At 32.2% G+C, this 25,885-nt stretch carries 19 protein-coding genes, 1 tRNA gene and 1 pseudogene; 8 read left to right on the forward strand and 13 right to left on the reverse strand.

Annotated elements, in window-relative coordinates:
* The first annotated feature begins 3 nt into the window (after positions 1–3).
* A complete protein-coding gene (gene pxpB, locus SJY43_RS11355) occupies positions 4–738 on the forward strand; it encodes a 5-oxoprolinase subunit PxpB (RefSeq protein ID WP_396600859.1) in 735 nt (244 codons plus the stop codon).
* Complete coding sequence (locus SJY43_RS11360; protein ID WP_396600860.1) at positions 731–1,579, forward strand: biotin-dependent carboxyltransferase family protein; 849 nt, start codon at positions 731–733, stop codon at positions 1,577–1,579. Before pxpB ends, SJY43_RS11360 begins: the two co-directional genes overlap by 8 nt.
* On the opposite strand, the gene deoC (SJY43_RS11365) is transcribed toward SJY43_RS11360, so the two are convergent.
* From deoC (SJY43_RS11365) to clpB, 3 genes are all read right to left on the reverse strand, one after another.
* Positions 1,568–2,233 (reverse strand): deoxyribose-phosphate aldolase, encoded by a 666-nt coding sequence (deoC, locus tag SJY43_RS11365; RefSeq protein ID WP_396600861.1) that lies wholly within the window; start codon positions 2,231–2,233, stop codon positions 1,568–1,570. The two genes, SJY43_RS11360 and deoC (SJY43_RS11365), sit on opposite strands and share 12 nt — an antisense overlap.
* A 141-nt stretch (positions 2,234–2,374) precedes the next feature.
* Positions 2,375–3,118: a deoxyribose-phosphate aldolase gene (deoC, locus tag SJY43_RS11370; protein ID WP_396600862.1), complete on the reverse strand. Its 744-nt coding sequence runs from the start codon at positions 3,116–3,118 to the stop codon at positions 2,375–2,377.
* Positions 3,119–3,646: 528 nt separating this feature from the next.
* Complete coding sequence (clpB, locus tag SJY43_RS11375; RefSeq protein ID WP_396600863.1) at positions 3,647–6,253, reverse strand: ATP-dependent chaperone ClpB; 2,607 nt, start codon at positions 6,251–6,253, stop codon at positions 3,647–3,649.
* A 332-nt stretch (positions 6,254–6,585) separates the two neighbouring features.
* Between clpB and ytxJ the strand changes: the two genes are divergently transcribed.
* Positions 6,586–6,975, forward strand: a complete 390-nt coding sequence (ytxJ, locus tag SJY43_RS11380; RefSeq protein WP_396600864.1) for a bacillithiol system redox-active protein YtxJ — start codon at positions 6,586–6,588, stop codon at positions 6,973–6,975.
* 61 nt (positions 6,976–7,036) lie between these two features.
* Here ytxJ and SJY43_RS11385 read toward each other — a convergent pair whose 3' ends face one another.
* Positions 7,037–8,215 carry a hypothetical protein gene (locus SJY43_RS11385; protein WP_396600865.1) on the reverse strand — a complete coding sequence of 393 codons (1,179 nt, stop codon included), beginning with the start codon at positions 8,213–8,215 and terminating at the stop codon, positions 7,037–7,039.
* Between the two features lie 301 nt (positions 8,216–8,516).
* On the opposite strand from SJY43_RS11385, the gene glyA reads away from it, so the two are divergent.
* A complete protein-coding gene (gene glyA, locus SJY43_RS11390) occupies positions 8,517–9,788 on the forward strand; it encodes a serine hydroxymethyltransferase (protein ID WP_396600866.1) in 1,272 nt (423 codons plus the stop codon).
* Positions 9,789–10,004: 216 nt separating this feature from the next.
* On the opposite strand, the gene SJY43_RS11395 is transcribed toward glyA, so the two are convergent.
* The 5 genes from SJY43_RS11395 to SJY43_RS11415 all read right to left on the reverse strand — a co-directional run bounded on the left by SJY43_RS11395 (position 10,005) and on the right by SJY43_RS11415 (position 14,543).
* Entirely contained in the window at positions 10,005–11,438 is a 1,434-nt protein-coding gene (locus SJY43_RS11395) for a glycosyltransferase (protein WP_396600867.1), read from the reverse strand.
* Between the two features lie 185 nt (positions 11,439–11,623).
* Complete coding sequence (locus tag SJY43_RS11400) at positions 11,624–12,070, reverse strand: hypothetical protein (protein ID WP_396600868.1); 447 nt, start codon at positions 12,068–12,070, stop codon at positions 11,624–11,626.
* 141 nt (positions 12,071–12,211) lie between these two features.
* On the reverse strand, positions 12,212–12,466 hold the full coding sequence (locus SJY43_RS11405; protein WP_396600869.1) for a DUF2892 domain-containing protein: 255 nt from the start codon (positions 12,464–12,466) through the stop codon (positions 12,212–12,214).
* Positions 12,467–12,521: 55 nt separating this feature from the next.
* Complete coding sequence (locus SJY43_RS11410; RefSeq protein ID WP_396600870.1) at positions 12,522–14,084, reverse strand: hypothetical protein; 1,563 nt, start codon at positions 14,082–14,084, stop codon at positions 12,522–12,524.
* A 69-nt stretch (positions 14,085–14,153) separates the two neighbouring features.
* A complete protein-coding gene (locus SJY43_RS11415) occupies positions 14,154–14,543 on the reverse strand; it encodes an acyl-CoA thioesterase (protein WP_396600871.1) in 390 nt (129 codons plus the stop codon).
* 252 nt (positions 14,544–14,795) lie between these two features.
* Between SJY43_RS11415 and SJY43_RS11420 the strand changes: the two genes are divergently transcribed.
* Positions 14,796–14,869, forward strand: a tRNA-Arg gene (locus SJY43_RS11420).
* Positions 14,870–15,605: 736 nt separating this feature from the next.
* Here the strand turns inward: SJY43_RS11420 and SJY43_RS11425 are convergent.
* From SJY43_RS11425 to SJY43_RS11440, 4 genes and pseudogenes are all read right to left on the reverse strand, one after another.
* Positions 15,606–16,376: pseudogene (locus SJY43_RS11425) on the reverse strand (recombinase family protein); the annotation flags it as partial.
* Positions 16,373–16,525 carry a hypothetical protein gene (locus SJY43_RS11430; RefSeq protein ID WP_396600872.1) on the reverse strand — a complete coding sequence of 51 codons (153 nt, stop codon included), beginning with the start codon at positions 16,523–16,525 and terminating at the stop codon, positions 16,373–16,375. The gene SJY43_RS11430 and the pseudogene SJY43_RS11425, both read right to left, overlap by 4 nt.
* A gap of 69 nt (positions 16,526–16,594) precedes the next feature.
* Positions 16,595–17,494 carry a hypothetical protein gene (locus SJY43_RS11435; RefSeq protein ID WP_396600873.1) on the reverse strand — a complete coding sequence of 300 codons (900 nt, stop codon included), beginning with the start codon at positions 17,492–17,494 and terminating at the stop codon, positions 16,595–16,597.
* A 948-nt stretch (positions 17,495–18,442) separates the two neighbouring features.
* The gene (locus tag SJY43_RS11440; protein WP_396600874.1) at positions 18,443–19,330 is read right to left on the reverse strand and encodes an AraC family transcriptional regulator; all 888 of its coding nucleotides are present in this window, start codon (positions 19,328–19,330) and stop codon (positions 18,443–18,445) included.
* A gap of 487 nt (positions 19,331–19,817) precedes the next feature.
* Between SJY43_RS11440 and SJY43_RS11445 the strand changes: the two genes are divergently transcribed.
* The 3 genes from SJY43_RS11445 to SJY43_RS11455 are packed head-to-tail and all read left to right on the forward strand — an operon-like array spanning position 19,818 to position 25,883.
* Positions 19,818–21,239 (forward strand): hypothetical protein, encoded by a 1,422-nt coding sequence (locus SJY43_RS11445; RefSeq protein WP_396600875.1) that lies wholly within the window; start codon positions 19,818–19,820, stop codon positions 21,237–21,239.
* 32 nt (positions 21,240–21,271) lie between these two features.
* On the forward strand, positions 21,272–24,298 hold the full coding sequence (locus tag SJY43_RS11450) for a SusC/RagA family TonB-linked outer membrane protein (RefSeq protein WP_396600876.1): 3,027 nt from the start codon (positions 21,272–21,274) through the stop codon (positions 24,296–24,298).
* Between the two features lie 4 nt (positions 24,299–24,302).
* Positions 24,303–25,883 carry a RagB/SusD family nutrient uptake outer membrane protein gene (locus SJY43_RS11455; RefSeq protein ID WP_396600877.1) on the forward strand — a complete coding sequence of 527 codons (1,581 nt, stop codon included), beginning with the start codon at positions 24,303–24,305 and terminating at the stop codon, positions 25,881–25,883.
* Positions 25,884–25,885 lie beyond the last annotated feature (2 nt).

Raw genomic sequence — 25,885 nt, forward strand, 5'->3', positions numbered from 1 at the left:
TACATGGCTTTTAAACTTTCATATAAACCTTTCGGAGAATATGCTATTTTAATTGAATGGCCTGCTGTTATTCAAGATGACATCCTATTTGATATACTTCATTTTAAAGATTTAATTAAAAAAAGCGATTCCCTACCTATAACAGAAGTTCGATCTGCATATAATTCATTATTGGTGATTTATAATGAAGCATTAACCGCTTTTGATGAAGAGATTAAGATTTTAAAGTCAATTTATAAAACGGGGAATTCAGCAAAAAATTCAATTGAATCTCGATTATGGAACATTCCAGTTTGTTATGATGCACCATTTGCTTTAGATTTAGAGGAGATGTCACAATCAAAAAATATATCACAAAGTGAGATTATTAAAAGGCATTCAGACGTTCTCTATACCGTTTGTTTTATTGGTTTTTTACCTGGGTTTTTATATTTAAGTGGTTTGAATGAGACTTTATTTACTCCTAGAAAAGCAACACCACGTTTAAAAGTTGAAAAGGGAGCGATAGCTATTGGAGGCAATCAAACTGGAGTTTACCCTATTGAAAGCCCAGGAGGTTGGCATATTATTGGAAATTCTCCAATTCAGTTTTTTAATCCAGTAGATAATTCGCCATGCTTTGCTAAAGCAGGGGATCAGGTGAAATTTTATCCTGTTGATATTAAAACTTACAATCGTATAAAAGATTTGATAGAAAGCAACAAATACACAATAGAAAGCGAGGTTATACATGGTTGAAGTACTACAAGCAGGATTTTACTCTACTATTCAAGATTTAGGGCGACTGGGAGTTCAAGATTATGGTGTGCCGTATTCTGGTGCTATGGATGAACAAGCTGCAATTATAGCAAACTCACTTTTAGGAAATGCTGTAAATGATGCTGTTTTAGAAATGACAATTACTGGCGCTAAATTAAGGTTTAACTGCCATACCTTAATATGTTTATCTGGTGCCAATATGAATCCGCAATTGAATAAAAAACCTATAAAAAACAATAAGGTGTTTAAGGTAAAACCGGATGACGTGTTGTCTTTTGGAAAACCAGAACGTGGTATTAGATGTTATTTAGCAGTTTTAGGAGGCTTTAAAACTAAAAAGGTGATGAACAGCAGAAGTATGTATCAGAACATTACGGAGCAATCTGCAATTAAGAAAGGGGATACATTACCCATAGAAGTTTTGAACTTAAAATATGAAATGCCTTATTCAAATCTTAGAATAGACACATCTTATATATCTAATTCAAACATACACGTTTTAAAAGGGCCAGAATTTGAACAGCTCACAATTGAACAACAGGAAAAAATAAGGAATACAACGTTTGCTATTTCAAAATACAATAACCGAATGGCTTATCAACTTGAAGATACTTTAGAGAATACTTTAGACAGTATTATTACGTCGCCTGTATTGCCAGGAACTGTACAATTAACGCCTTCGGGAAAGCTTATTGTATTAATGAGAGATTGCCAAACAACTGGAGGGTATCCAAGGGTTTTGCAACTCACCAAATCTGCAATAAATAATTTAGCACAAAAGTTTACGGGACAAACTTTTAATTTTGAATTAATAAGTTGAATTTGATTGTTCACCTTTAACTATGGCTATGCCAGAAGATGTTCCCAAACGACTAACGCCTAAATTAATATATGTCAAGGCCGTTTTTTGGTCTCTAATACCACCTGATGCTTTAATTTTTGTACAATCTTTGCAGACGCTTTTCATTAATTTAACATCGTTTACAGTTGCGCCACCAGTTCCAAATCCAGTTGAAGTTTTTATAAAATCTGCTCCGCTTTGAATAGCAAGTTCGCTAGCTTTAATAATTTCTACTTCATTAAGATAACAGGTTTCTAAAATTACTTTTAGAATATTATTAGGCATCACTTTTTTTACAGCTTCAATATCTTTCCATACAGCATCAAAATCTTTACTTTTTAGTAAGCCAACATTAATAACCATATCAATTTCATCGGCGCCATCATCAAGTGCAGATTTGGTTTCTTCAACTTTGGCTTGTGTACTCATTGCCCCAAGCGGAAACCCAATAACGCTGCATACTTTTACTTCGCTATTTTTTAATTCTGATTTTGCCAATTTCACGTAGCAACTATTTACACAAACGGAAAAAAACTTGTATTCGATAGCTTCTTCGCAAAGTTTAATAATATCGCTTTTTGTAGCGGTTGGTTTAAGAAGTGTGTGGTCTATATAGGTGTTTAAAAGTTTCATATGTATTATAAAATTAAGTTTATTTTTTTAATAAACGGGATTATAACTAATAATTTTTAAACACGAAGATGCGCATTTATATCATTTTCATACTATGATTTAAATCAGTTCTTTTGAATAAATAATAAGAATTAGGAAATTTTATTGATGTTTTATTTTTTCAGCAGTATCTTTTTTTCCTGTTTCAGTATGCAATATCGTTTCAATATACTCCTTATAAACTTTAGTGTTTCTAATTTGTCTATTATTGTTTTTGCTTTTTATTAACGAAGAAGTACCAATTCTGTCTGCACCAGCATCAATGTATTTTAAGGCGGTTTCAAAATCCACAATACCACCAGATGCTTTTATTTTGGCTTTATTTCGTATCGTTTTTTTGATGATTTTTACAGCAGTTAAAGTTGCTCCACCTTTTGAGAAACCTGTAGAGGTTTTTATAAAATCTGCTTTAGCATCTAAACATATTTCAGAAGCCTTTATAATTTCATTTTTATTTAATTCTGAAATTTCAAGAATAACTTTTAATGGTGTTTTTCCGATAGCAAATTTTACATCACTAATATCTTTTAAAACAGAAACATAGTTTCTACTTTTTAAAAAACCTAAGTTTATAACCATATTAATTTCATTAGCACCATCTTCTAGTGCTTTTTCAGCTTCAAAAACTTTAGCTTCTGTAGCCATACCGCCAAAAGGAAATCCAATAACTGTAGATACTTTTACATCAGAGCCTTCAAGTGCTTGCTTTGCTAATGCAACATAACTGCCACTAACGCAAACGCTGAAAAAATTATTAATTTTAGCAGTATTGCATAAGTCAATAATCTCACGCTCGGTAGTACAAGGTTTCAATAATGTATAATCTATGTATTTGGAAATGTCCATGGGATATAAGTAGGTTTTTTTATTTTTAAAGATTTAATTCTTGAGGAATGAAAAAATCAAATTGCTATTAATTAAATGATGTGATTTGGGGTCACTTTTAAGCTAAATTATTAATTTATATGAATTAATCGATATAAAATCATAAATATTAGATTAACGGTATCTCATATTAGTAATTAACTAGATATACGGTAAAAAATTATGTTTTAGATGTTAAATTTATTACAAATTTATATCACGTTTGTTAAAGGTGATTTAAATGTATTAGAACTTGTAGGTTTAATAACGCTTTCAAGCATATTGTGTTAAAGTGTCTGAATGTGATACTCTTTTTTGTTTGAGTATATTAAAATGAGTAAACCTGCATTTCTATTATAATTTAATAACTACCAATCTGTATATTTTTTAATTATGGATTATAAAAAAAGCAACGCTTATCTTAAATTAAGACTCACGTTGCTTTTCAACTAACTAACCAAATTATTAGACTATTAATATTTCAAATTGTTACAAATAGTCTATACTATTTTAAAGTCCTTCTGTAACTAAATCACCTTGGTTTCTAAAAACTAATTTATCATCAAAAGCGTCAAGTAAAATAATACTATCTGTTGTAACCTTACCTGCTAATATTTCTTTACTTAGCGTATTTAAAACGTCTTTCTGAATAACACGTTTTACGGGTCTCGCGCCATATTCTGGGTTATAACCTTTTTCTGCTAAGTAATTTATTGCTTCTTGTGTTGCATCAAATGTAATGCCTTGTTGCGCAATCATTTTAGTAACACTTTTAAGCTGTAAGCCAACAATATCAATAATGTTTTCTTTGCTTAAAGGTGTAAACATAATAGTATCATCAATTCTGTTTAAAAACTCTGGGCGTACCGTTTGTTTCAATAAAGCTAACACATCTACTTTGGCCGCTTCAATAGCAGAATCAATATCTTTTGTTGCCTCGAAACGATCTTGAATGATAGAACTTCCCATATTTGAAGTCATAATAATGATTGTGTTTTTAAAATCAGCAATACGACCTTTATTGTCTGTTAAGTGACCTTCATCTAATACTTGCAATAAAATATTAAACGTATCGGGATGCGCTTTTTCAATTTCATCTAAAAGCACAACAGAATATGGTTTTCTTCTAACAGCTTCAGTAAGTTGCCCGCCTTCATCATAACCAACATATCCCGGAGGTGCACCAACCAATCTGCTTACAGCATGACGCTCTTGGTACTCACTCATATCAATACGTGTCATTGCATTTTCATCATCAAATAAATATTCTGCTAACGCTTTGGCAAGTTCTGTTTTTCCAACACCAGTAGTTCCTAAAAACAAGAAGGTTCCTATAGGCTTTTTAGGGTTTTGTAACCCAGCACGACTTCTTCTAACCGCATCACTAACAGCTACAATAGCTTCTTCTTGTCCTACAACACGTTTGTGTAATTCATCTTCAAGCTTTAATAGTTTTTCTCGATCACTTTGTAACATTTTAGAAAGCGGAATACCTGTCCATTTGGCAACAACTTCTGCAATATCGTCATAAGTAACTTCTTCTTTAATTAACGAGGTTTCAGATTGCTCTTGTAATTGTTTTTGTAAAATTTCAAGTTGCTCTTGAGCTTCTTTAATTTTACCATAGCGTAATTCGGCTACTTTTCCATAATCACCTTCGCGTTCTGCTTTTTCAGCTTCTAATTTATAGTTCTCAATATCTTGTTTAGTATTTTGAATATTATCAACTACTTCTTTTTCGCTTTTCCATTTCGCATTAAGGGCATTTCTTGTTTCTTTTATATTAGCTAAATCTGAACGTAATGATTTTAACTTCGTTTCATCCTTTTCACGTTTAATAGCTTCAATTTCAATTTCTAGCTGCATGATTTTACGATCTAAAACATCCAGTTCTTCGGGTTTAGAATTGATTTCCATGCGCAATTTTGCAGCTGCCTCGTCCATTAAATCGATGGCTTTATCTGGTAAAAATCGATTTGTGATATATCTTGTTGAAAGCTCAACTGCGCCAATAATAGCCTCATCTTTGATTCGTACTTTGTGGTGTGTTTCATATTTTTCTTTAATACCACGAAGGATTGAAATGGCACTCTCGGTATCTGGTTCATCTACCATTACTTTTTGAAAACGACGCTCTAAAGCTTTGTCTTTTTCAAAGTATTTTTGGTATTCATCTAAAGTGGTTGCACCAATGGCACGTAATTCTCCACGAGCCAATGCTGGTTTTAATATGTTTGCTGCATCCATAGCGCCTTGTCCGCCACCTGCACCAACAAGCGTATGTATTTCGTCAATGAAAAGTACAATATCACCATCGCTGGTTGTTACCTCTTTAATAATGGCTTTTAAGCGTTCTTCAAATTCGCCTTTATATTTTGCACCAGCAATAAGAGCACCCATGTCTAGTGCAAAAATTTGCTTGTCTTTTAAATTTTCTGGAATATCTCCATCTATAATTCTATGCGCTAAACCTTCGGCAATGGCGGTTTTACCAGTTCCTGGTTCTCCCACTAGAATGGGATTGTTTTTTGTTCTACGAGATAAAATTTGAAGTATTCTTCTAATTTCTTCATCACGACCAATAACAGGATCTAATTTTCCATCTTTCGCTAACTGGTTTAGGTTTTTAGCGTATTTGTTAAGCGAATTATAAGTTTCTTCTTGACTTTGCGAGGTTACGTTTTCTCCTTTTCGTAATTCGTCTATAGCGGCGTTTAATCCTTTTTCTGTTACACCTTGATCTTTTAGCATTTGAGCTATTTTGCTTTTCGATTTAAAAACAGCAAGAATTAAATGCTCGATTGATACATAGTCATCTTTCATTTTTTTAGCAATGATAGATGCCTCGTTAAGTGTTTTTCCTGCTTCTCTTGAAAGCATAATGTCTCCTCCAGATACTTTAGAAAAACTTTCTAATTGTTTACCTAAAGCCTGTTCTAATATTGATACGTTTACATTCAATTTTTTTAAAATGAATGGCAAAACGTTCTCATCAACCTCGAAAATACCTTTGAAAATATGTTCATTTTCTATTTGTTGATGACCGAAATCTTGTGCAATTTGTTGCGCTTGCTGTATGGCTTCTTGCGATTTAATTGTATAATTGTTTAAGTTCATAACTTTAATTTTATTTTCTTTACAAGCTATAAGTCAATAATCTTACCAATTGAATTTAGGAGACAAAATGTCGCTTAAAGGCTTGTTATTGGTGACTTTTTGTCGGTTTGTAAGTTTTGATAAAGGTTACGACTGAGTTATAGGGAAACGTTAAATTTGCGTTTTTTAGTGTTGAGTAAGCACATAACAGTAGGGCGTTAGGGATTGTAAAGGAAAGCCCACAGCGACCCGTTTTTTGGGAGCGAGGACTTGTATTGAAAAGCCCGACCCTTGCGGTAACGCTATAAATAATAATTATCCTCTTTTGGGGAATTGAAAAAGAAATATATATTATGGGTTTAATAAATAAATTATTTGGTGGTAATTCTGAACCAAAAGAAGAAAAAATATTGCCTTGGATAGCTTTAAATGATTTATCGCAATTAGAAAGCATAGCAAATAAGTCTAAGACAAAAACACAAGTAGTTTTTAAACACTCTACCCGTTGTGGAATTAGTAGAATGGTTATGAACCAATTTGTGGAAGCTTATGGTTTAACTGAAAACGATTTAGATTTACACTATTTAGATTTGCTGAATTACCGAGACGTATCAAACGAAGTAGGGTACAAGTTTCAAGTAATGCACGAATCACCACAAATTTTAGTAATAAAAAATGGGGTAGTGGTTGCACATGCTTCGCACGGGGAGATTAATAATCTGGATTTGAGTACGTTTATTTAAAGCAATATTATTTTAAACAAAAAACTCCCAAGAATTATCTTGGGAGGTTTTTTTTAACTTCTTACCTCACAGCATAAGAATTAATTATATCCTTAAGCTGTAGTTTTAGGTTTTCGCCAGTATCATAAACCATTTGTTCATTACTTGGGAAAGGCACACGTCTGTTATTTATAAGTGCTATGTCATTATTATTTAAAGCACGTTTATCACCTCTATATCTTGCAAAAACAGATTCGAAAACAAACTCACTATCAATAGGGAAACTGTTTATGGTTTGATTTGTTGCCAAATCGATATAAACAACATCTCCAATAACTTGAGCAGATTTTGTTTGAATAGTTTCTATAAGTCTGGCTTTTACTCTAACCATTTTATCAACCTTAATATATTTACCTAAGCTATCTTTTACAGCGTTACCATTTCTATCCTTTTTATATTCTGTGCCATCTTTAATATTGCGTGTTCTTAAAAACTCGCGTTTATTAAGTTGTTCTGGCGAAATATTAATACGTTTTAAATCTAGATTCATAGCATAATCGTAATTCAAATTTTCAATAGGGTTTGTATGGTATACGCTCCAAAACTTATTTAATCCATAGGTGTTAAAGTTTAATAAATCATTTTCCAAACGACTCGGAATCATTTGATGCGTGTCGTTATTAATAGACACTATAATATAGTCTGTACCACGTTGGTGCGCTTCTTCTAAAAGTTCTCGAGTATTTTCATAGTTTGGGTTTATACGCTCTAAATAACTTAAAGTATCATAGGCATCTCTTATTGCAATTTTATTATCAGATTCTAAAAGACTTAATCCTTTTTCATACATATAATCTGATACGTTTGCTTTCGCAATTACTATATTATTAGTATAATTATTAAAATCAAACGAAATATTTTTGCCTTCAACATATAAAGGTAAAACAGGTTTTATAGCATTTTGGCGCGCATCTAAATCAAGATACAACTCAAAAATAGCTTTATAAGCCTCAGGGTTATTGTCCTTTCTAAGATGGGCAATAGTTGCTAAATCACGATCAACCACTTTGTAGTACGCATCTTGTAACATTAACACATAATCGTATTTACGTTTTTTGTCTTTATTTGTTTCTAGTTTCTTTAAAGCCGAAGTAATAGCTTGGTCGTAATTACCAGAGTTAACAGCTTTTTCAACTTGTTTTCTAGTATTACATGAAAACATGAATACTGCGAAAATCGATAAAAGTAGTAGTTTCTTCATAATCTTATTATTTGGTTACTATATTAATAATTCAATTATGATGCCAAACTTGTAAACACCTATAAACAGTAGTGTAGGAGATTTTATTTTATTAATTTTTTTTTAAAATACATCTGGTATTATTGAATTCTTATCAAACAAACATATTTTTTTTATTCAATCACGAAAAACAGTTTAATAACTACGTTAAATTTAATCGTTAATAAACCGTTGAAAACTTCATGGTAATTCTACTTTTTTTAATACTTATAACTAATCTATTTGCTATTTTTGCACATTAATTTAACTAGAACACTATTTTATGCAACGCGACGAACAAATTTTTGAACTTATTCAAGCTGAAAAAGAACGCCAATTACATGGTATTGAACTTATTGCATCAGAGAATTTTGTAAGCGAACAAGTCATGGAAGCTGCAGGCTCTGTATTAACCAATAAATATGCAGAAGGCTACCCAGGAAAGCGTTATTATGGCGGTTGCGAAGTAGTTGATGAAGTAGAGCAAATAGCTATCGATAGAGCAAAAGCTTTATTTGGAGCAGCTTACGTAAACGTGCAACCACACTCTGGAAGTCAAGCAAACACAGCAGTATATCATGCATGTTTAAATCCAGGAGATAAAATACTAGGTTTCGATTTGTCTCACGGAGGGCATTTAACTCACGGATCGCCAGTAAACTTTTCAGGTAAATTATACAAACCATCATTTTATGGTGTAGAGCAGGAGACTGGTGTTTTAAATTACGATAAAATTCAAGAAATAGCTACAAAAGAGCAACCAAAGCTAATTATAGCAGGAGCTTCAGCTTATTCTCGTGATATCGATTTTAAACGTTTTAGAGTAATAGCAGATAGCGTTGGTGCTATTTTATTAGCAGATATCTCACATCCAGCAGGTATGATTGCGAAAGGTATTTTAAACGATCCGCTTCCACATTGTCATATTGTAACAACAACAACTCATAAAACATTAAGAGGGCCAAGAGGAGGAATGATTATGATGGGGCAAGATTTCGATAACCCATTTGGTATCACGCTTAAAAACGGGAACTTACGTAAAATGTCGTCTCTTCTAGATTCTGCAGTATTTCCAGGAAATCAAGGCGGACCTTTAGAGCATATTATCGCTGCAAAAGCAATTGCATTTGGTGAAGCTTTAACTGATAACTTTTTACATTACCAACTTCAAGTAAAAGAAAATGCGTCAGCTATGGCCGATGCATTAGTAGCTAAAGATTACAACATTATTTCTAACGGAACAGACAACCATTGTATGTTAATCGATTTAAGAAATAAAGATATATCTGGTAAGCAAGCTGAGCAAGCTTTAGTAAAAGCAGATATTACAGTAAATAAAAACATGGTACCGTTCGATGATAAATCACCATTCGTAACTTCAGGAATCCGTTTAGGAACTGCAGCAATTACAACACGTGGTTTAAAAGAAACAGATATGGCTGCCATTGTAGATTTAATTGACGAAGTAATAACAAACTTCGAAGATGAAGCTACTCTAGAAGCAGTAAAAGCAAAAGTAAATACTATGATGAAGGATAAGCCTTTATTCGTATAAAACTAAGCCTTAATTGGCTTAAGTGTTGATTGAAAGAATCCTGCTTTATAGCGGGATTTTTTGTTTTGGGCGCCTGCCTGCCGGCAGGCAGGTTACCACAAGGGTCGGGCTTTACATTCCAAGTCCTCGCACCTCCTGCGTCGGGCTGTGGGCTATTCATTGCAATCCCTAACGCACTTACTCATGTGGTGTACCCAAATTATGCAAGTGTTTTTTCTAAACTTTAGTTACCTTTTTATTTGCTAGCTCTCGAGTAAGCCAACCACTTCGGTTGGCTGTAGCAATGGCGTAAGGTGTTATCCAAAACAACCCAAAACTGTAAAGAATACTATATGAGTACGCCCAAAACGCTTCAAAAGATTTGTATTTATGAGCAAAGAATATTACCGGAAATGTAGCAAGTACTAAAATTGTTACCAATGTAGAACCTAGAAACAGTAAAGGGTGTATAAGTACAAAGTATAGCATGAAAAATAAAAACGGAAAACTCATTAATATTTTTGAAAACTGACTTATAAATAACAAACGCACACCAAATTTTGAGTCAGATCTAAAATTAGTAAACACAAACTTCGACATCTCTAAATTTTCGCGCACATTACTGCGTCCCCATCGAATAAACATTTTATACAAGCCTGTATATTCTTCAGGAACATTAGTATATGCGATAGCATTTTTTTGAAACAACACATGCTTACCTTGCTTTAAAATCATATTGGTCATAGCGCGATCTTCACCAATGTCCGATGGCACACCCATAAAGGTTTGGTTAATCCATTGTGGTAAACAATTATGAACCGCTGTACTGCGATAAGCCGCTAAAGCTCCCGGAGTGCAAAGCACAGAATTTAAATTACTTTCTGCAGATCTTACAAACTCAAAACTTAAAACAAAACTGATATCTAGCATTTTAGGTAGTGTTGCTTTTTTATTATTTAAAACTCGAATGTTTCCTGCAACAGCCCCGCATTGTGGGTTATGCACAAACGGACTTACCAAAAGCTTTAAAGTATCGATATTTACAATAGAATCGCTATCTACAGTAACAAAAACATCACCAGTTCCAATATTAAAACCACGGTAAAGGGCGTGTCTTTTTCCTTTGTTTTTTGGTTGTTTATAAATTTCTAAGCGGTCTCCTAATTTTTCTTTAGCATCTTTTATCCATGTCCATGTATCGTCTTTACTGCCATCATCAATAGCAATTAATTGTAATTTTTCTTTAGGGTAATCACTTTCCGCTAAACTCATTAAGGTGTCCCAAACTTGTTTGCCTTCATTATATGCGGGCACTATTACCGTACAAGTTGGTAAATCGATATCTGGCACAGAAGCAACAGGTTTGTACTTAAAAAAGTTGTAGAACATGTATGCAAATAATAACACTTTATAGACCATAATGCTAAATGCAACTACACCAAAAACAAAGCCTATAGTAGTACTTAATCTATCAATATTAAATTTTTCAAAATCGTTATGAAACACCCAAAAAAAAGATATTCCAAGTCCCATAAGTAGAAAAGTACTTAAAGAAACAAAATTGTTTTCGAAATTATTGGGAGTTGTTTTGTGTCGAAAAAAGGTTGTCGTAGAATGGATAGATTTTTTAATGACAAGATTGATTTTGCGAAGGTAAAGTAGGATGTTCATAAATCTTCAAGGGTTTTGTTATATCAGATTTACGTAGGAAAATATGGTTTAGATTTTATTTAATTGTTAATTAACATTTAACACTTTTGTGTTTTCAATCGTTATTGGTTCTTAATCCTGGGCTTATATAAATATTGAATTGCCAGTTAAAAAAATGACTACTGATACAAATGCGCTTTGTTCATTTATAATGCCTCGTTCCAAGGTTTTATAAAAAAACCAGCTAGTTTTCTTTTGTTGTTTAAAACAGCACGAACTTCAACGTCAGAACCCGAATCAAAAATTCCTTTAAATCTGTATATTTTGAATTTATTGCCTTTGGTGCCAATCATAAGAGATTCAAATTTTAAATCTTTATAATCACCAAATAGGGCTTTAATTTTTTTATATGATGCTTTCTGAAGGGATTCATTTAATCCTTCTGCCATTTTAGATGTAGCCTCATTTTCCGTTAAGTTATAATACCCACCTTTTTTTTGTTCAGTAAGTATTTTGTGTGATAAGTCTTTGGCAAAATTTAGTTCTTCTTGATCTATTTCAGATTCCGATGCTTTTATATAATCGGTTTGTGATTGGCAACTACTTAAAACGAAGTTGAAAGATATTAATAAAAGGTAAATTACTTTTTTCATATTTATCTTTTTAATAGTATAAATCTTGTTTTTGGATGTTTAATCCTTGATTTAGAAAATACAAATTAAATAGAAAATATAGAAAGAATTTTCAGTAAATTAGTTTTAGAAGTTTACAACCAAGAAAATTAGATATCCTAATTAAAAACTGTCATTATGCTTGGTGTCATTAAAATCTTCAAAATCCTCATGTGTATAAGTTGATAGATTTGTTGATTTGTAAAACGGGCAATGTGCTGTAATACTTGCTATTAAAAAAGGAATAGAAACAATAATTAATACAATAGCAAGAAAACCTCCAATTTTTCCAATAAAAACAATACTTAATAACAATAATGCGACTACGAATCTTATGATTCTGTCGAAGTCACTCATATTTCTCTTTGCTTTTATCATTATAAAAGAATTTCAGCAAAATTAATCAAAAAATTAATACAATAATTATTTTTAATTAATCATCCTCAGGAAAAGTAATGTGTTGGTAAGCTCCCAAATCTGGAGAAGCTGTTCTGTTTACATTTAAAATATCTACAGGAACTTGCGAAGCCAAAGTAGATAAACCTTGACCATTAGCTGCAGAATCGTCTCCAATAATAAGTTCGTTTAACTCACTATCTTTAAAATTAGGATCTTGATTAAAAATGATGCCTTCGTATTTAGTAGTATCATCAAAATCGTAATTGGCACCAGTAAAACTATTATTAGTATCATTAAAACGAATCAAGCAATTGGTAAACTTAAAATTAAAAACAACAGAGGCATCTTCAATTTCATCAAGTAAAAATTCGGGATTATCATTTCCGTAGATAATACAGTTATTAAAATTAGCCTCGGTTAAATCTGCGATAGTTGCATTGTTATCTTCATCTAAAACAAAATTGTTTAGCAATACTGATGGAAATTGCCTAAAACCAGCATTCCAATAATTTGCAATTGTTGCATGTGTAAAATTATATTTCCCGCCTAAAGTACCTGCAAACGATGATAAACCAGAATTATTAATCACCACGTTTTCTCCAGTTATAGAAGTGTTTCTACCCAAAATACCAAAACTACTTGAGTTATAAATTTGCGAGTTGGTAATGGTAAGCTTGTCGTTTGTTTCGCTTGGGTTACCATCTGATAGCACACCAATTGTTGAATTTTTTATTGTGGCATAATTAATCGTATTATTTAAACTGCCATCTAATAGCCAAATGGTTCCCCATTGTCCAGGAACATCTGCAAAATCTGGTTCTAAACGATCGCCTTCAAATATAACTTCATTTTCAAGCGCCTCTTGGTCGTTACTAAAAGCACCATTTACATTAATGGTTGCACCGTTTGAAACTATTATACCTGAGTTGTCATGAAAATGCACACGCGCACCAGCATTAATAGTTAATGTTTCTCCATTTGGTACAGTAGCAAATCCGTAAATAACATAAGGTTTATCGTTGGTAAAGGTGAGTTCTGTAGGAGATAATTCTCGACCTTGTAATTCAGTTTCAATTAATTCGCCATCAATATCTAGCGTTAAGGTTTCTATTACTTTAGTTGTGCCATCTCGCTCTGGGTATATAAAAACTGCATCTTGTATTAAGGTTACCAACTCTACAGTTTGTAAGTTTGAGCCAGAGTCAAATTCAATTTGATCCGTATATATATAATTTCCATTAGGTGTAAAATCATTAATATTTACAGTTGTTTCAACAAAAATAAACAAGCTGTCTTTTGCTAAAACTTCAATATTATTAAAGCTTTTTCCGGCAATACCATCAACACTTAATCTGTAATTAGAAGCTTCGCCTAAAGCTAAACCAACCGAAGGAATAGAAATATCATCATCAGTTTTATTATAAACTTTTAAATTATAGGTGCTTGAACCAATGTTACTAAAAACAGTATCTAAATATATAGTGTCTTTTGAGAATTGCAGACTTCCTGTACTTGGAGAGAATTCAAAATCTTTACGACATGAACTCCAAAGCATTAAAAATCCTAAAGTAATTATAAAGTATAAATAACGTTTCATTGAAAGACAATAATTTAGATGGCTAAAAATATAACTTTTGAAATTATGATTTAGTATGATACTGGTAAATTAATCAAATAAATCTACAATTTCTTGAGGAATTCTAGATGGTCGCTCTGTTTTTAAATTTATAAAACACCATTTTGTTTCAGATTTGGCAAGTAGTTTGTTGTTTGTAGCGTTGTACATTTCAACAATTCGGGTGTATTTAACGCCTTCTACTTTAGCGATATAGGTTTTTAAGTTTATAGTGTCGTTTAAAACAGCTGCACTTTTATATTCAATAAAATGAGAAAGTAAAAACCAACCATATTTAGCCTGTATGTCTTCCGAAGCTTTAGACTGCCAATGCGCTTTAGCAATGTCTTGTACCCATTGTACATAATGCACGTTGTTTACATGGTTTAAATCGTCTATATGTGCTTTTGTAACTACTAAACTGGTTTCGAATGTACTCATTATAAATAAAAAAGACTTTTACAAACACAAAAGTAAGGTTAATTACCGATGCTTACCCATATTTTTATGATTTGAAACCTCAAAATATATAAATTTTCAAGCTAATGTTTAGTATAATTTTAGCTATAAAATTAAAAACCACTTATTTATGAAGCTATAATTTTTTTTGTGTAAAATTATAAACATTTCTTTTGGTTAGATATATAGTTAATTTTATATTTGCACACCAGAAATTAGAAATAGTTTCTTTGAGGGCTCTTAGCTCAGCTGGATAGAGCACCTCCCTTCTAAGGAGGCGGTCGAAGGTTCGAATCCTTCAGGGCTCACTGAACGGGACAAATTCTTAATATTAAGATTGTCCCGTTTCTTTTTTGATTCAAAAAGCCTATTAATACTAGAAATTTTAAAAAGTAGCGGATTAATATCAGCGGTTTGAACTTTTTTATTTTGAAAACCGAATTTATTTGGAAATATCAAACCGGTAAGCAGTCGTTTATGATCAATATCCGCTTCAATGTATTGTTTATCAAAATTTTGCAGGTTTGATAAGCCTTTTTTATATGTATCTAAAATGTCTTTTTGTTTATTTTGATTATGTTCCAAAAGGTTAAGTTCGGCTAGAATATCTGTATATCTTTTTTTAGCTTGAGAGTACTCATTTCTATCTAGTCCGCCGTCAATAAAAAGATCTTGAAGTTTGATGAGTTTATCATTAATAAGCTTCACTTTTTCATAATGTTTCGGCCCCAATTTAGAGGTTAAGAGCTGTTTTGATAGTTGCTCTTTGATAATAAGTTGTAACAACTCAAGAGCGGGCTGTTTTAAGGAGATACTTTCTAAAAAGGAAATAAAGTTGGTTTCGGCCTCTTCAAGACGATATCTACCTTTACAAGGACTTATACAATGGTAATACGAATAATACTGTGAACGTCCTTTACAGGTACTTGCAGTAAGCGGTCTATTACATTCAGGACAAACCAAAAACCCTTTTAAAGGAAACTTAGCATTTACCTTGCTATGAGTGACATGGTGCTTTTTCTTTTTTGAATTCAGTACAACTTGAACATCGTCGAACAGTTTTTTAGAAATGATGGGCTCATGAATACCATCAACTACAGTCTCAGGTTCCTCCTTATAAGCTTTAATAAACACACTACCATAATAGATAGGGTTTCTAAGAAGAATGGAAAACACAGTTTTGGAGCTTTTAAGCCCCTTTTTCTTTAATCTATTAAGTACTTCTTTTTGTGTATAAATACCTTTTGAAATGAGTTCAAAAGCCTCTTGGATTAAAGGTGCATTCTTTGAAGGCATGAGAATTGGTTTTTTAGAATCATCCCTCCCTACATAATAGCCTTTTGGAGGAGAGCCCACATACCTGCCTTCTTTAAAAGCCCGACGCATACCAGCAATGACATTTTGAGAACGCCGCTGGTTTTCAACCTCAGGAATTGCTAAGTAAACTGCCATCATAAGCAATTGCTCAGGAACAGTCATATCCAATGGCTGGGTAATAGCATTTATTTTAATGTCCAAAGCATTAAAAGTTCCAATCATTTGATACGATTCTGCCGTATTTCTTGAAAACCTGTCCCATTTGACAAGCAGTAGCTCATCTACCTGTCTCTTGTTACTCTTACAAAAAGTCAACAGTTTTTTAAACTCAGGCCTTTTAAAGGTTTTAGCAGAATAGTCCTCTCTATAAATCTCAATAACCCTATAATCGCGTTCTTTACAATATTGAATCAATTTAGCTTCTTGATCACGAAGGGAATAGCCTTTATCAGCTTGCTCGTCGGTAGATATCCTAGCATATAAAATAACATTTTTCATAGCTTAACAGTTAAGTTCTGACATATCACACTTGATATGCCCTCTAATAGTTTAATAGTTTCTTTTATTTCATTGTCCGTTAATGGATGTTCATTTTGATGATTTAAAATATGTTTGGCTGTAGTCCAAAGTTCTGATTTCTGGTCCATCTCTTAGGGAGATTAAACCAGGCTGTGTTTTCAGGGACTGATTATATGATACATATAAATTCATGTTATTTATTTTTTAATTAAGGTCAAGACATAATTTCCTTGAGACCGTATTTCAATTAAAAGCTTGGAACCTTTAGCAATCTTATTCTCCAAAATGTAACGGGCCAATTGTTCCTTGCTTTTGTGTTGCTCAGTTATGGTAATGGGTTTTATGTGGTCGTTCTCAAATGCAATGACAACACTCTTTGGCTTTTTAAAGACCACTATATCCCGAATTTGTTTTTCAATGTCGGATAAATATAAAAGCTCTTTCTTAGGATTGCTAAAATCAAGTGCGAATACCTTTGCTACGATTGGAACAATGGGAATGCTAATTAAAGGATGTTCCATAAAAGCACTACTTAGTTTAAGGGTCAATTCATGATCATGTAATAAAAAGTTATGCGCTATAGTTTCTGGTACATAGACCATAGAATGGGGTAGACCCTCAGTAAGAATGACTGATTTAACCATATCTGTGAACGGATTAATTACAGTTCTAAATTCATGCTCCATTAAAAGCTCATCGCCTAAATAATTTTTTATGGTTTGTTGAGCATTCTCTGAAAGTGGATTTACTTTTCTGTTTAATTCTTTCTGAAACACTTTATCTGCATATTTTTCTATCCTAGGTTTGTTCCAAACATTTTGAGCAAGCACATCTAAATCTAGAATAGTTGTACCCAATGACAATAATTCCTTTATAATACATACCCAAACAGCCTGAACAAGATTTAGCCTGACCCATTTTCTTTTCGATACTTCATCATCATTTTCGAGATCATCATCCTGCAGCTGTAAAAAAGGTGTCAGTTTATGCTGAATCCAGTAATTGATTTGTCTTGAAGTAACACCTAATTGTTTTGGACTTATATCTTTAATGGAATAGATCTGTTCACCTAAAGCAGTTAAGTTATTTTCATTCATTAATTAAAAATTTAATGCTATCAAAGATAGCACTATTTATTTAAAGCGTAATAATGTTTTAAAAATAAAATAAAAAAGCGACATCTATGATGTTAAAAATATAAACTGAATGAAAATCTATAATTTAACCAAAAAGAAAACAGACGTTAAAATACTGAAAATTGATTAGAAATCAAACATTTTGCTAAAGCATATTATAAATATTAGTTGATGCTGTGTCTATTTAAAAATAAGCCAACGAGGAATAATTGTTTTTAAAAATAATTTTCTCAAAAAGTCATGATTACCAAATATGTGTTAACCAATAAAAACGTATAACTTAAAAAAAGCATTTTTAATATTTTCTGAATGACTAAGTTTTAATTAAAACAAATCTTAGCTTTTCACTGTTGCTTTTTTCAATTCAATTGGATTCAATTTAATTGAATCTCGTTAATTAAAATTATAATTGAATTATAGCGAATTCTATTATTAAATAATTAAAAGAGTCAATTACAATAACTGATTATATTTTAATTGATTAAACCATTAATTCTGCAATAGATTTTCAATTAATGATTAAGCTCATTTTTTAACCAACCCCATAGTTTTTAGTTGCTTTTTTTTTGATGGCAAAAACTACCAGTAGAACCTAAAACGGACATAAACGAAAACCTGAAATATTCAAGAAAAAAGAAAATTATTTTTAAAAACAATTTTCTTTCATAGTTTGAAATCTGTTTTGGGTTTTACTAAATAATTTTAAGCATTAATTTTAGGGCTTTAATATTTTAATATTATTTGTACTATAATTATTCTTATGTTTAGTAACACCTTATTTTTGATAATAATTGTTCTGTATTTGTATCATTTTTCTAGAAAATCCTATAAATAGGAGATGAGTACTTTATGTATCCGAAAGAAAGTAATCTGCATTAATTAAACAATGGCAGAAGTATAATAAGCCCTTTATTTTCGTTTGCTTTGCTTATAATGTCTGGGTGATTTTCCCATGAAATTTTTAAAAATTCTTGAGAAATATAAGGGGTCATCAAAACCAACCTTGTAACTTATTTCTTTTATGCTCATATCAGTATAATTTAAATATTCACAAGCTTTTTGAGCCTTTTTTAGATTAAAAAAAACCATTATTGGGTAACCTGTTTCTTTCTTGAATTTGGTATGTAAATATGATTTTGAATAATTAAATTTATCTGCAATTTCAACTAACGAAAAATTTTCTTCTAAGTTGTTTAGTAAAAAACTCTTTATTTGGTCAACTAGTGTTTCTTTTTGATTGGTTTTAGTACGGGAATCAGAATTATGATAAATTAAAGAACTAATGAGACCTAAGCTAAGTAAGTTTGCATACTCTATTTGATTCTCTAAATAATTTCTTTCAAACAAGTCAAATATTCTATTAAATAAATCTATCTTATCAGAGGAAAAAGAAACGTCTCTGTAGTTATTATAGTTAGTTGATTTGTACCGTTTATAAAGGTTAGGAGCCATTGTACCGTTAAAATGAAACCAATAAATGCTCCATGGATCTGTTTTATCTGCTCTATATTCGTGCTTTACCTTATTGGGAATAATAAAAAGTTGATTTGGTGTTATTTCAGTTCTTTCATTGTTTATAATAATCTCGCCTTTACCTTTGATGCAATAAATAAAAATGAATTCCTTAGCCCCTTTTTTTCTAAAACGGTAATGATTATGTGCAACAGGGTAATAGCCTAAATCGCTTATGTAGAATTTTTTGGTAATAGAATTGTTCTTTATTGTATTAATTATTGCTTTTGGTAAAGCCATCATTTTCTGACCAAGAAATCCCTCTTTTATAAATTCATTATCCATATTAGTATACTTTATGTTTGGTTTATTTGCAATAGCACCAATAGTCAATTTTAGATAAAGCAGTTAACATACATTGTATTTAAACTTGTTTAATCGATAAGGTATGTAATATGTGCCTGAAAAAATAACATCATTGTTTTTTTGTTAAAACAAAGAACATTCTTTTTATTAAACAACACTATAAATTTGTTAAATCACATTGTTTATTGGTTAACAAGTATAATTAAAATACTTTAAACCTAAGTGTTTTTATCCATGTTTATGGTTTTTTTGTCTATTGCTATAAACTTAATCTGTTATAAATTTGTATAATTAATTTGTTGAAACCTATAGTTTTAATAAAATCACATTAATAAAATAAGGAATGTTTATAATTGTGGTTATTTTTAAATAAAATAAAAAATGGGTTTTAAATAGAAATTAAACACATTTAATGTTAAAACGTCTATGTTTAAGATTTTAGAAACAATTAACTAAATAATTAATAATGAAAACAACTAAATTAAAATTGCTCGGAGGCATTAGTCTGATATTTGCATTAATATTTGTGGCTAGTTGCGATAATGATGACTCTGTTAGCGTAGATTCTACGCCAGAATTTCAAACCCTAAATCAAGAAGTATCTTCTTTACCAGGAGAAATTTTTCTTTTTGAAGGGATAGTTACAGACCCCGCTGGAATTAAAACAATTAATTTTAAGTATGATTCTTGGTTTTTGGATAAAACCATAGTGAAAGATTCTTTACCAGAAACTTATACAATATCGTATAAATTTAAGGTTCCGGATGATGCTGAGCAATTTAGTGTTCATACCATACCCGTTACAATAACCAATGCGGGGGATGTAGCCTCAACCAGAGATGTGGTTATTACTTTAGATAGGGACATTACGGCTCCAGTTATCACTATTAACAGCCCAATTGATGGCGCTACCATATTAATTGGTGCTGGGGACGAAATAGATTTAAATATTGATTTAAGTGACCGAGAGCTAGCAGAGATTAAAATTGAAAGTAGTTTGTTGAATGAAACAACTGCAATATCTGGCAGCACTTTTAATTACAGTAACTCTTTTGATGTTACTGAGCCGGGAGATTACACGTTTACGATTACGGCTACTGATGCTACCGGAAATGAATCCTCGGCGACTGTATCAGTTAGCGTGGTTAGTGATTTGCAATTTAATGCAATGTTCTTAACTGATGAAACAACTGACGCAGCGTTAAATCAAGATATTTTTGGAATTCCTTTTACTACTATGGATAGTCAAGCCGCTGGTGAAGATGGTTATGTGTTTACGGGACGCTATTATTCTACTGCCGCAAATTCCGAAGTAAGGTTTGTGCCTCAACAAGGCTCTTTTGCGCCATTCACTTTCGGTGCAGATCCAAGCACACCAGGGAAATTGGTTCTTGGTCAAGATGCATCAGTAGATCCTATTGTAATTCCTGGCACGGGTTACTATGAAATAACCATGGATATTAGAGATTTGAGTTATACCATAACAGTCTATACGCCAAGTGATACGGTTTACGATCAAGTATATATTTTAGGTAGAGGTGTTTATATCGATGCTACCACGTCCACTTGTACAAATAATACAGATGGTAGCACACAATGCTGGCACTTTAAATCAGGGAAGCCTTTTACCCAAGATGGAGCTAACCAATATCTATGGACAATAGATGTTACGTTGCAGGATCAGCCTAATGATGCTGGAGCCAATGGATTTATACTAAATGCAAACCCTGCAGGTTGGGCGCCTTTTTGGAGAACAGATCCTGACGACCGTTCAATAGCTATACCGGGTGGTGGTTCAAATTATGTATTTCCTGATGATGCTTTAAATAAGGATTATACATTCATATTTGACACACATTTAAATAGGGTTATAGTTAAAAACAGATAATACTAAATCAACCAAACTAAATTGAATAATAAATGAAACAGTCAATCTTAATTATAATGGGGTTTTTACTTGTTGGTTTTTCAGCAGTATCCCAAAATACAGTATCGGGAACTATAATAGACGAAGATGGTCAACCTATTCCGGGAGTTAATATTTTAGAAAAAAATACAAATAATGGTTTTGTATCTGATTTTGATGGAAATTATATGCTAGCTATTGGTAACAATGCAACGCTAGTTTTTAGTTATATCGGATATAAAACACAAGAGGTATTAGTTAATGGAAGAAAAACTATTACTATTACCATGCTAACTGATAATGCACAACTAGATGAAGTTGTTGTAATTGGATACGGTGCTATAAAAAGAGAAAAAATAGCCACCTCTATGGTTTCTGTAGATGGGGATGACATTGCAAAGCAAGTAGCAAGTAATCCAGCTGAAGCACTCCAAGGAAGGGCTGCAGGTGTGCAAGTACTATCTTCAGGAGGGTCTCCTGGTGCATCTCCGCAAATTGTTATACGTGGTATTACAACGGCAAATGCTAGTACAAGCCCACTTATAGTAATAGATGGTGTTTTGCAACCCGATGGTACATCTTTAAATGCTGTAAGTGCACAAGATATTGATAGTTTTCAAATTTTGAAGGATGCTGCTGCATCTGCTATTTATGGTTCTAGAGCATCAAACGGTGTGGTGCTTATTACTACAAAACGTGGTAAATCTGGAAAGGCTACGATTAATGTTGATTTGAATTATGGGGTCCAAAATTGGGATAAAATTGAAGTAGCTGGTGCTCAAGAGTATATTAACATAATTAATACCAGAAGAGCAAACGATGGTAACTCACCACTTTATAATGCAGATGATTTTGGTGAAGGTACAGATTGGTGGGATGAAGTTGTTGTTGATTATGCGCCTGTTATTAACGCTAGTATAAGAACTTCTGGCGGTAATGATAATATTAAGTATGCTGGTAGTGTTAGTTTTTTCGATCAAGAATCAAATTATGCCATAGGAGATTATCAAAGGGTAACAGGTCGATTTAATATGGATTTTAAAATTTCAGATAAAGTTTCAATTAAGCAAGATATAAGCCCAAGAATAGAGCGATATGAAAACACACCTGGTTTGTTATTTAGTACGCTTAGAATCGATCCTTTAACGCCTGTCTTTATCCCTCAAAGTGAGCGTGAGGGGCGTAATGAATTTAGTATTTATGGATTATCACGAAACTTAGTGAATAATCCCGTAGGCCAAATAGCGCGACAATTTGCAGAAAATGATTTTTTTGCTCTCTTCTCTAACACACAATTAGATTATAAAATCTCACCTGATTTTACTTTCACATCGCAGTTTGGTTTTAATAAGTCATCATTAACCTGGGAGGTTTTTAATCCAGAGTATTTTATTGGTCCAAACCGCCAAAGAGAAATTAATAACTACACCAAGAATGTTACCCAGAATACGGATTATGTAATTAACAACACAATAACGTTTGATAAAACTATAAATGACAAACATTATTTAAATGTTTTAGGAGGAATTTTATTTGATTCAGAAAACTCTAATTTTTTGAGAGGTTTTAGAGATGGTATTCCAAGTAATACGAATGAAGATTTAAGACAATTAAATGCTGCTGAAGGCGAAACGGTTAGAGCAACTGGTAATAGAGGAACAGAAAATATTTTATCAGGTATTTTTAGAACTATTTATAGTTACGATAATAAATACTTTGTAAATGGTTCTGTAAGGGTTGATCAGTCCTCTAAATTCCCTAAAGATGGAAGAACAGGTATATTTTCTAGTATCTCATTTGCTTGGGATGTTGATTCTGAAAAATTCTTTAATAGTGAAACCATTAACAATTTACGTTTAAAAGTAGGTACTGGTGAAGTTGGAAATGAAAACATTAGAATAACAGGACAATTCTTCTCTGTTGGTTCAGATAATTTTGTTTTTGGTGGACAACCTGTAGTTTCAAATTTCTTAGGTCAATTTGGTAATCCAGATTTGAAATGGGAAACTGTTAGAGATACAAACTTTGGTTTGGAAATGGGCTTGTTTAACAATGCACTAACATTCTCTGCGGAATATTATATTAAAACGTCTGAAGATTTATTATTTAGCGTAGAAACACCAAACCTTACAGGTATTCCGGGTACTGTTGATCAAAATATAGGTAGTTTTGAATCTAAAGGTTTAGATTTAGCTTTAGGTTACAATAAAAAATGGAACGACTTCACATTAGGTATTAACTTAAATGTTTCTACCAATGAGAGTAAAGCTGCTGAGTTAGCTCCTGGTAATGAAGTAGTTTTAGGACAAAGAAGACCAACATTAGGAAATCGATTTGTAAAGATTACTGAGCTTGGACAGGTTGTTGGTTTATTTCAAGGTTATGATACTGCTGGTATTTTTCAAAATCAAACAGAGTTGAATTCACATACATCAGAAGATGGCACTATAATACAGCCTAATGCTCAAATTGGGGATTTGCGTTTTGTTGATCAAAACAATGATGGCGTATTAAATGACGACGATTTAGTAACTATTGGTAACCCATTTCCAGATTTTTATGGAGGATTAAATATTAACATGCAATATAAAAAGCTTGATTTTTCAATGCAATGGTATGGTACATTTGGTAATGATGTATACAATGGAAATACAGAGTACAATCGTGCAGGTACTCAAAACCTAAATGTATTAGCAGGTACACAAGATGTTGTATGGTCACCAACAAATACTGGGGCAAAATTTCCAAGACTTACAGAGCTAGATAGAAATGGAAATTATCAAAACCCATCAGACTTATTTATAGAGGACGGTTCTTATTTAAGATTAAGAAATATTCAATTGGGTTATAACTTTAGTGTTAAAGGAATAAAAAGATGTCGTTTATACCTTGCTGGACAAAATTTAATAACACTAACCGATTACACAGGGTTTGATCCAGAAGTATCTTCTACTGGCGGTATCATTAATGGTTATGGTGTTGATTTTGCAAGAAACCCTGTGGCTAAAACATATTTATTAGGATTAAATTTAACACTATAAAACTATGAAAAAGATTGTATTATTTTTATGTATGCTCACAGCATTATTTAACTTAAGCTGTGATAAAGAAGCACTTTTAGATCAGCCTTTACAAGGAAGACAGCAACTTGATGATTTCTTTTCATCAGAAGAAAATGCAGAGTTATTCGTTAATGGGATCTACAGAAAGATAAATGGCGAGAGCTGGTGGCAAGTTAATTTTCAACGCCAAATTAATGAAATGGCAACGGATGATAACTGGGCAGGTAATACCAGACAGCCAAGACCTGATATTACAGGTATAGCACAATATAATGTTTTTCCTGGATCAACTTATTTCAATTCATTTTGGGAAAGTCATTATATAGGTATCACTAGAGCTAACATTTCTTTAGATCGTATTCCTGAAGTTGATTTTGACGAAAATAAGAAAAATCGATTATTCGCTGAAGCTAAATTTTTGAGAGCTTTTTTCTATTTCGATTTGGTTAGAAACTTTGGTGGCGTGCCTATTGTTGAATCTTATAATGAGATTTTACAGCCAACAATTAATGATAAGGAACGTTCTTCAGTTGAAGAAGTTTATGCCTTTATTGAAGCCGATTTGAAAGAGGCTATCAATAATTTACCTTTAAAAAGTGAATATGCTGCGTCTGATTTAGGAAGAGTTACAAAAGGCGCTGCACAATCATTATTAGCTAAGGTTTATTTGTATGAAGAAAAATGGGCACAGGCGCAGGCTATGGCACTAAATGTTGTACAATCTGGTGAGTATAGTTTAGAATCAGATTTTGCAAATATTTACAAAGTAGGAAATGCACATGGTATGGAATCTATTTTTGAGGTTGAATATATAAATAACCCAACTTTTCAAGAAATTGGAGGACAGTTTTCTATTACCAATGGAAGCCGCGGAGATCGCGGATGGGGTTGGTGCTCACCATCAAGTGATTTAGAAAATGCTTTTTTAAGAGAAGGAGATGATATTAGACTAAGATCAACCATTATCAAACATGGTGATCCTGTTTTTGGAGATCCTGATGTAACCGAATTTGATGGAGAACCAAGTGAGAACAAATCAGGACGTACTAATAGAAAATATTATACACCTGTTGCAGATAGGCCAGAGCCATATGCAAGAGGGCAAATTCCGGGGTCTTATATTCATATAAGATTAGCAGATGTTATTTTAATTCATGCTGAAGCTGCATATTTTAATGGCGACGAAACATCTGCAATAAACTCACTTGAAATGGTGAGAGATCGAGTTGAGTTAGATACAAATATGTCATTATCTGGAGATGCTTTACGTGATGCTATATGGAAGGAAAGGCGTTTGGAATTAGCACTAGAGCAACACAGACTTTACGACATTAGAAGGCAAAAAATCAATGGAGTACCAAGAATTGCTTTAATCCTTGGTCCAGATGGGTCATTTGTAAAATATAATACAGAGGTAAGTACAGATCCATTTGAGACTACAAATTTATTAGAGTCTCAGGATAGTGGTTCATTATTTGATCCTAATATACATATGGTTTGGCCTGTTCCTCCAGAAGAAATCCAATTGTCTAGAGGTAAAATAGTTCAAAACCCTGGGTATTAATC

The organism is Algibacter sp. R77976 (genome assembly GCF_044594645.1).
Lineage (GTDB): Bacteria > Bacteroidota > Bacteroidia > Flavobacteriales > Flavobacteriaceae > Algibacter_B.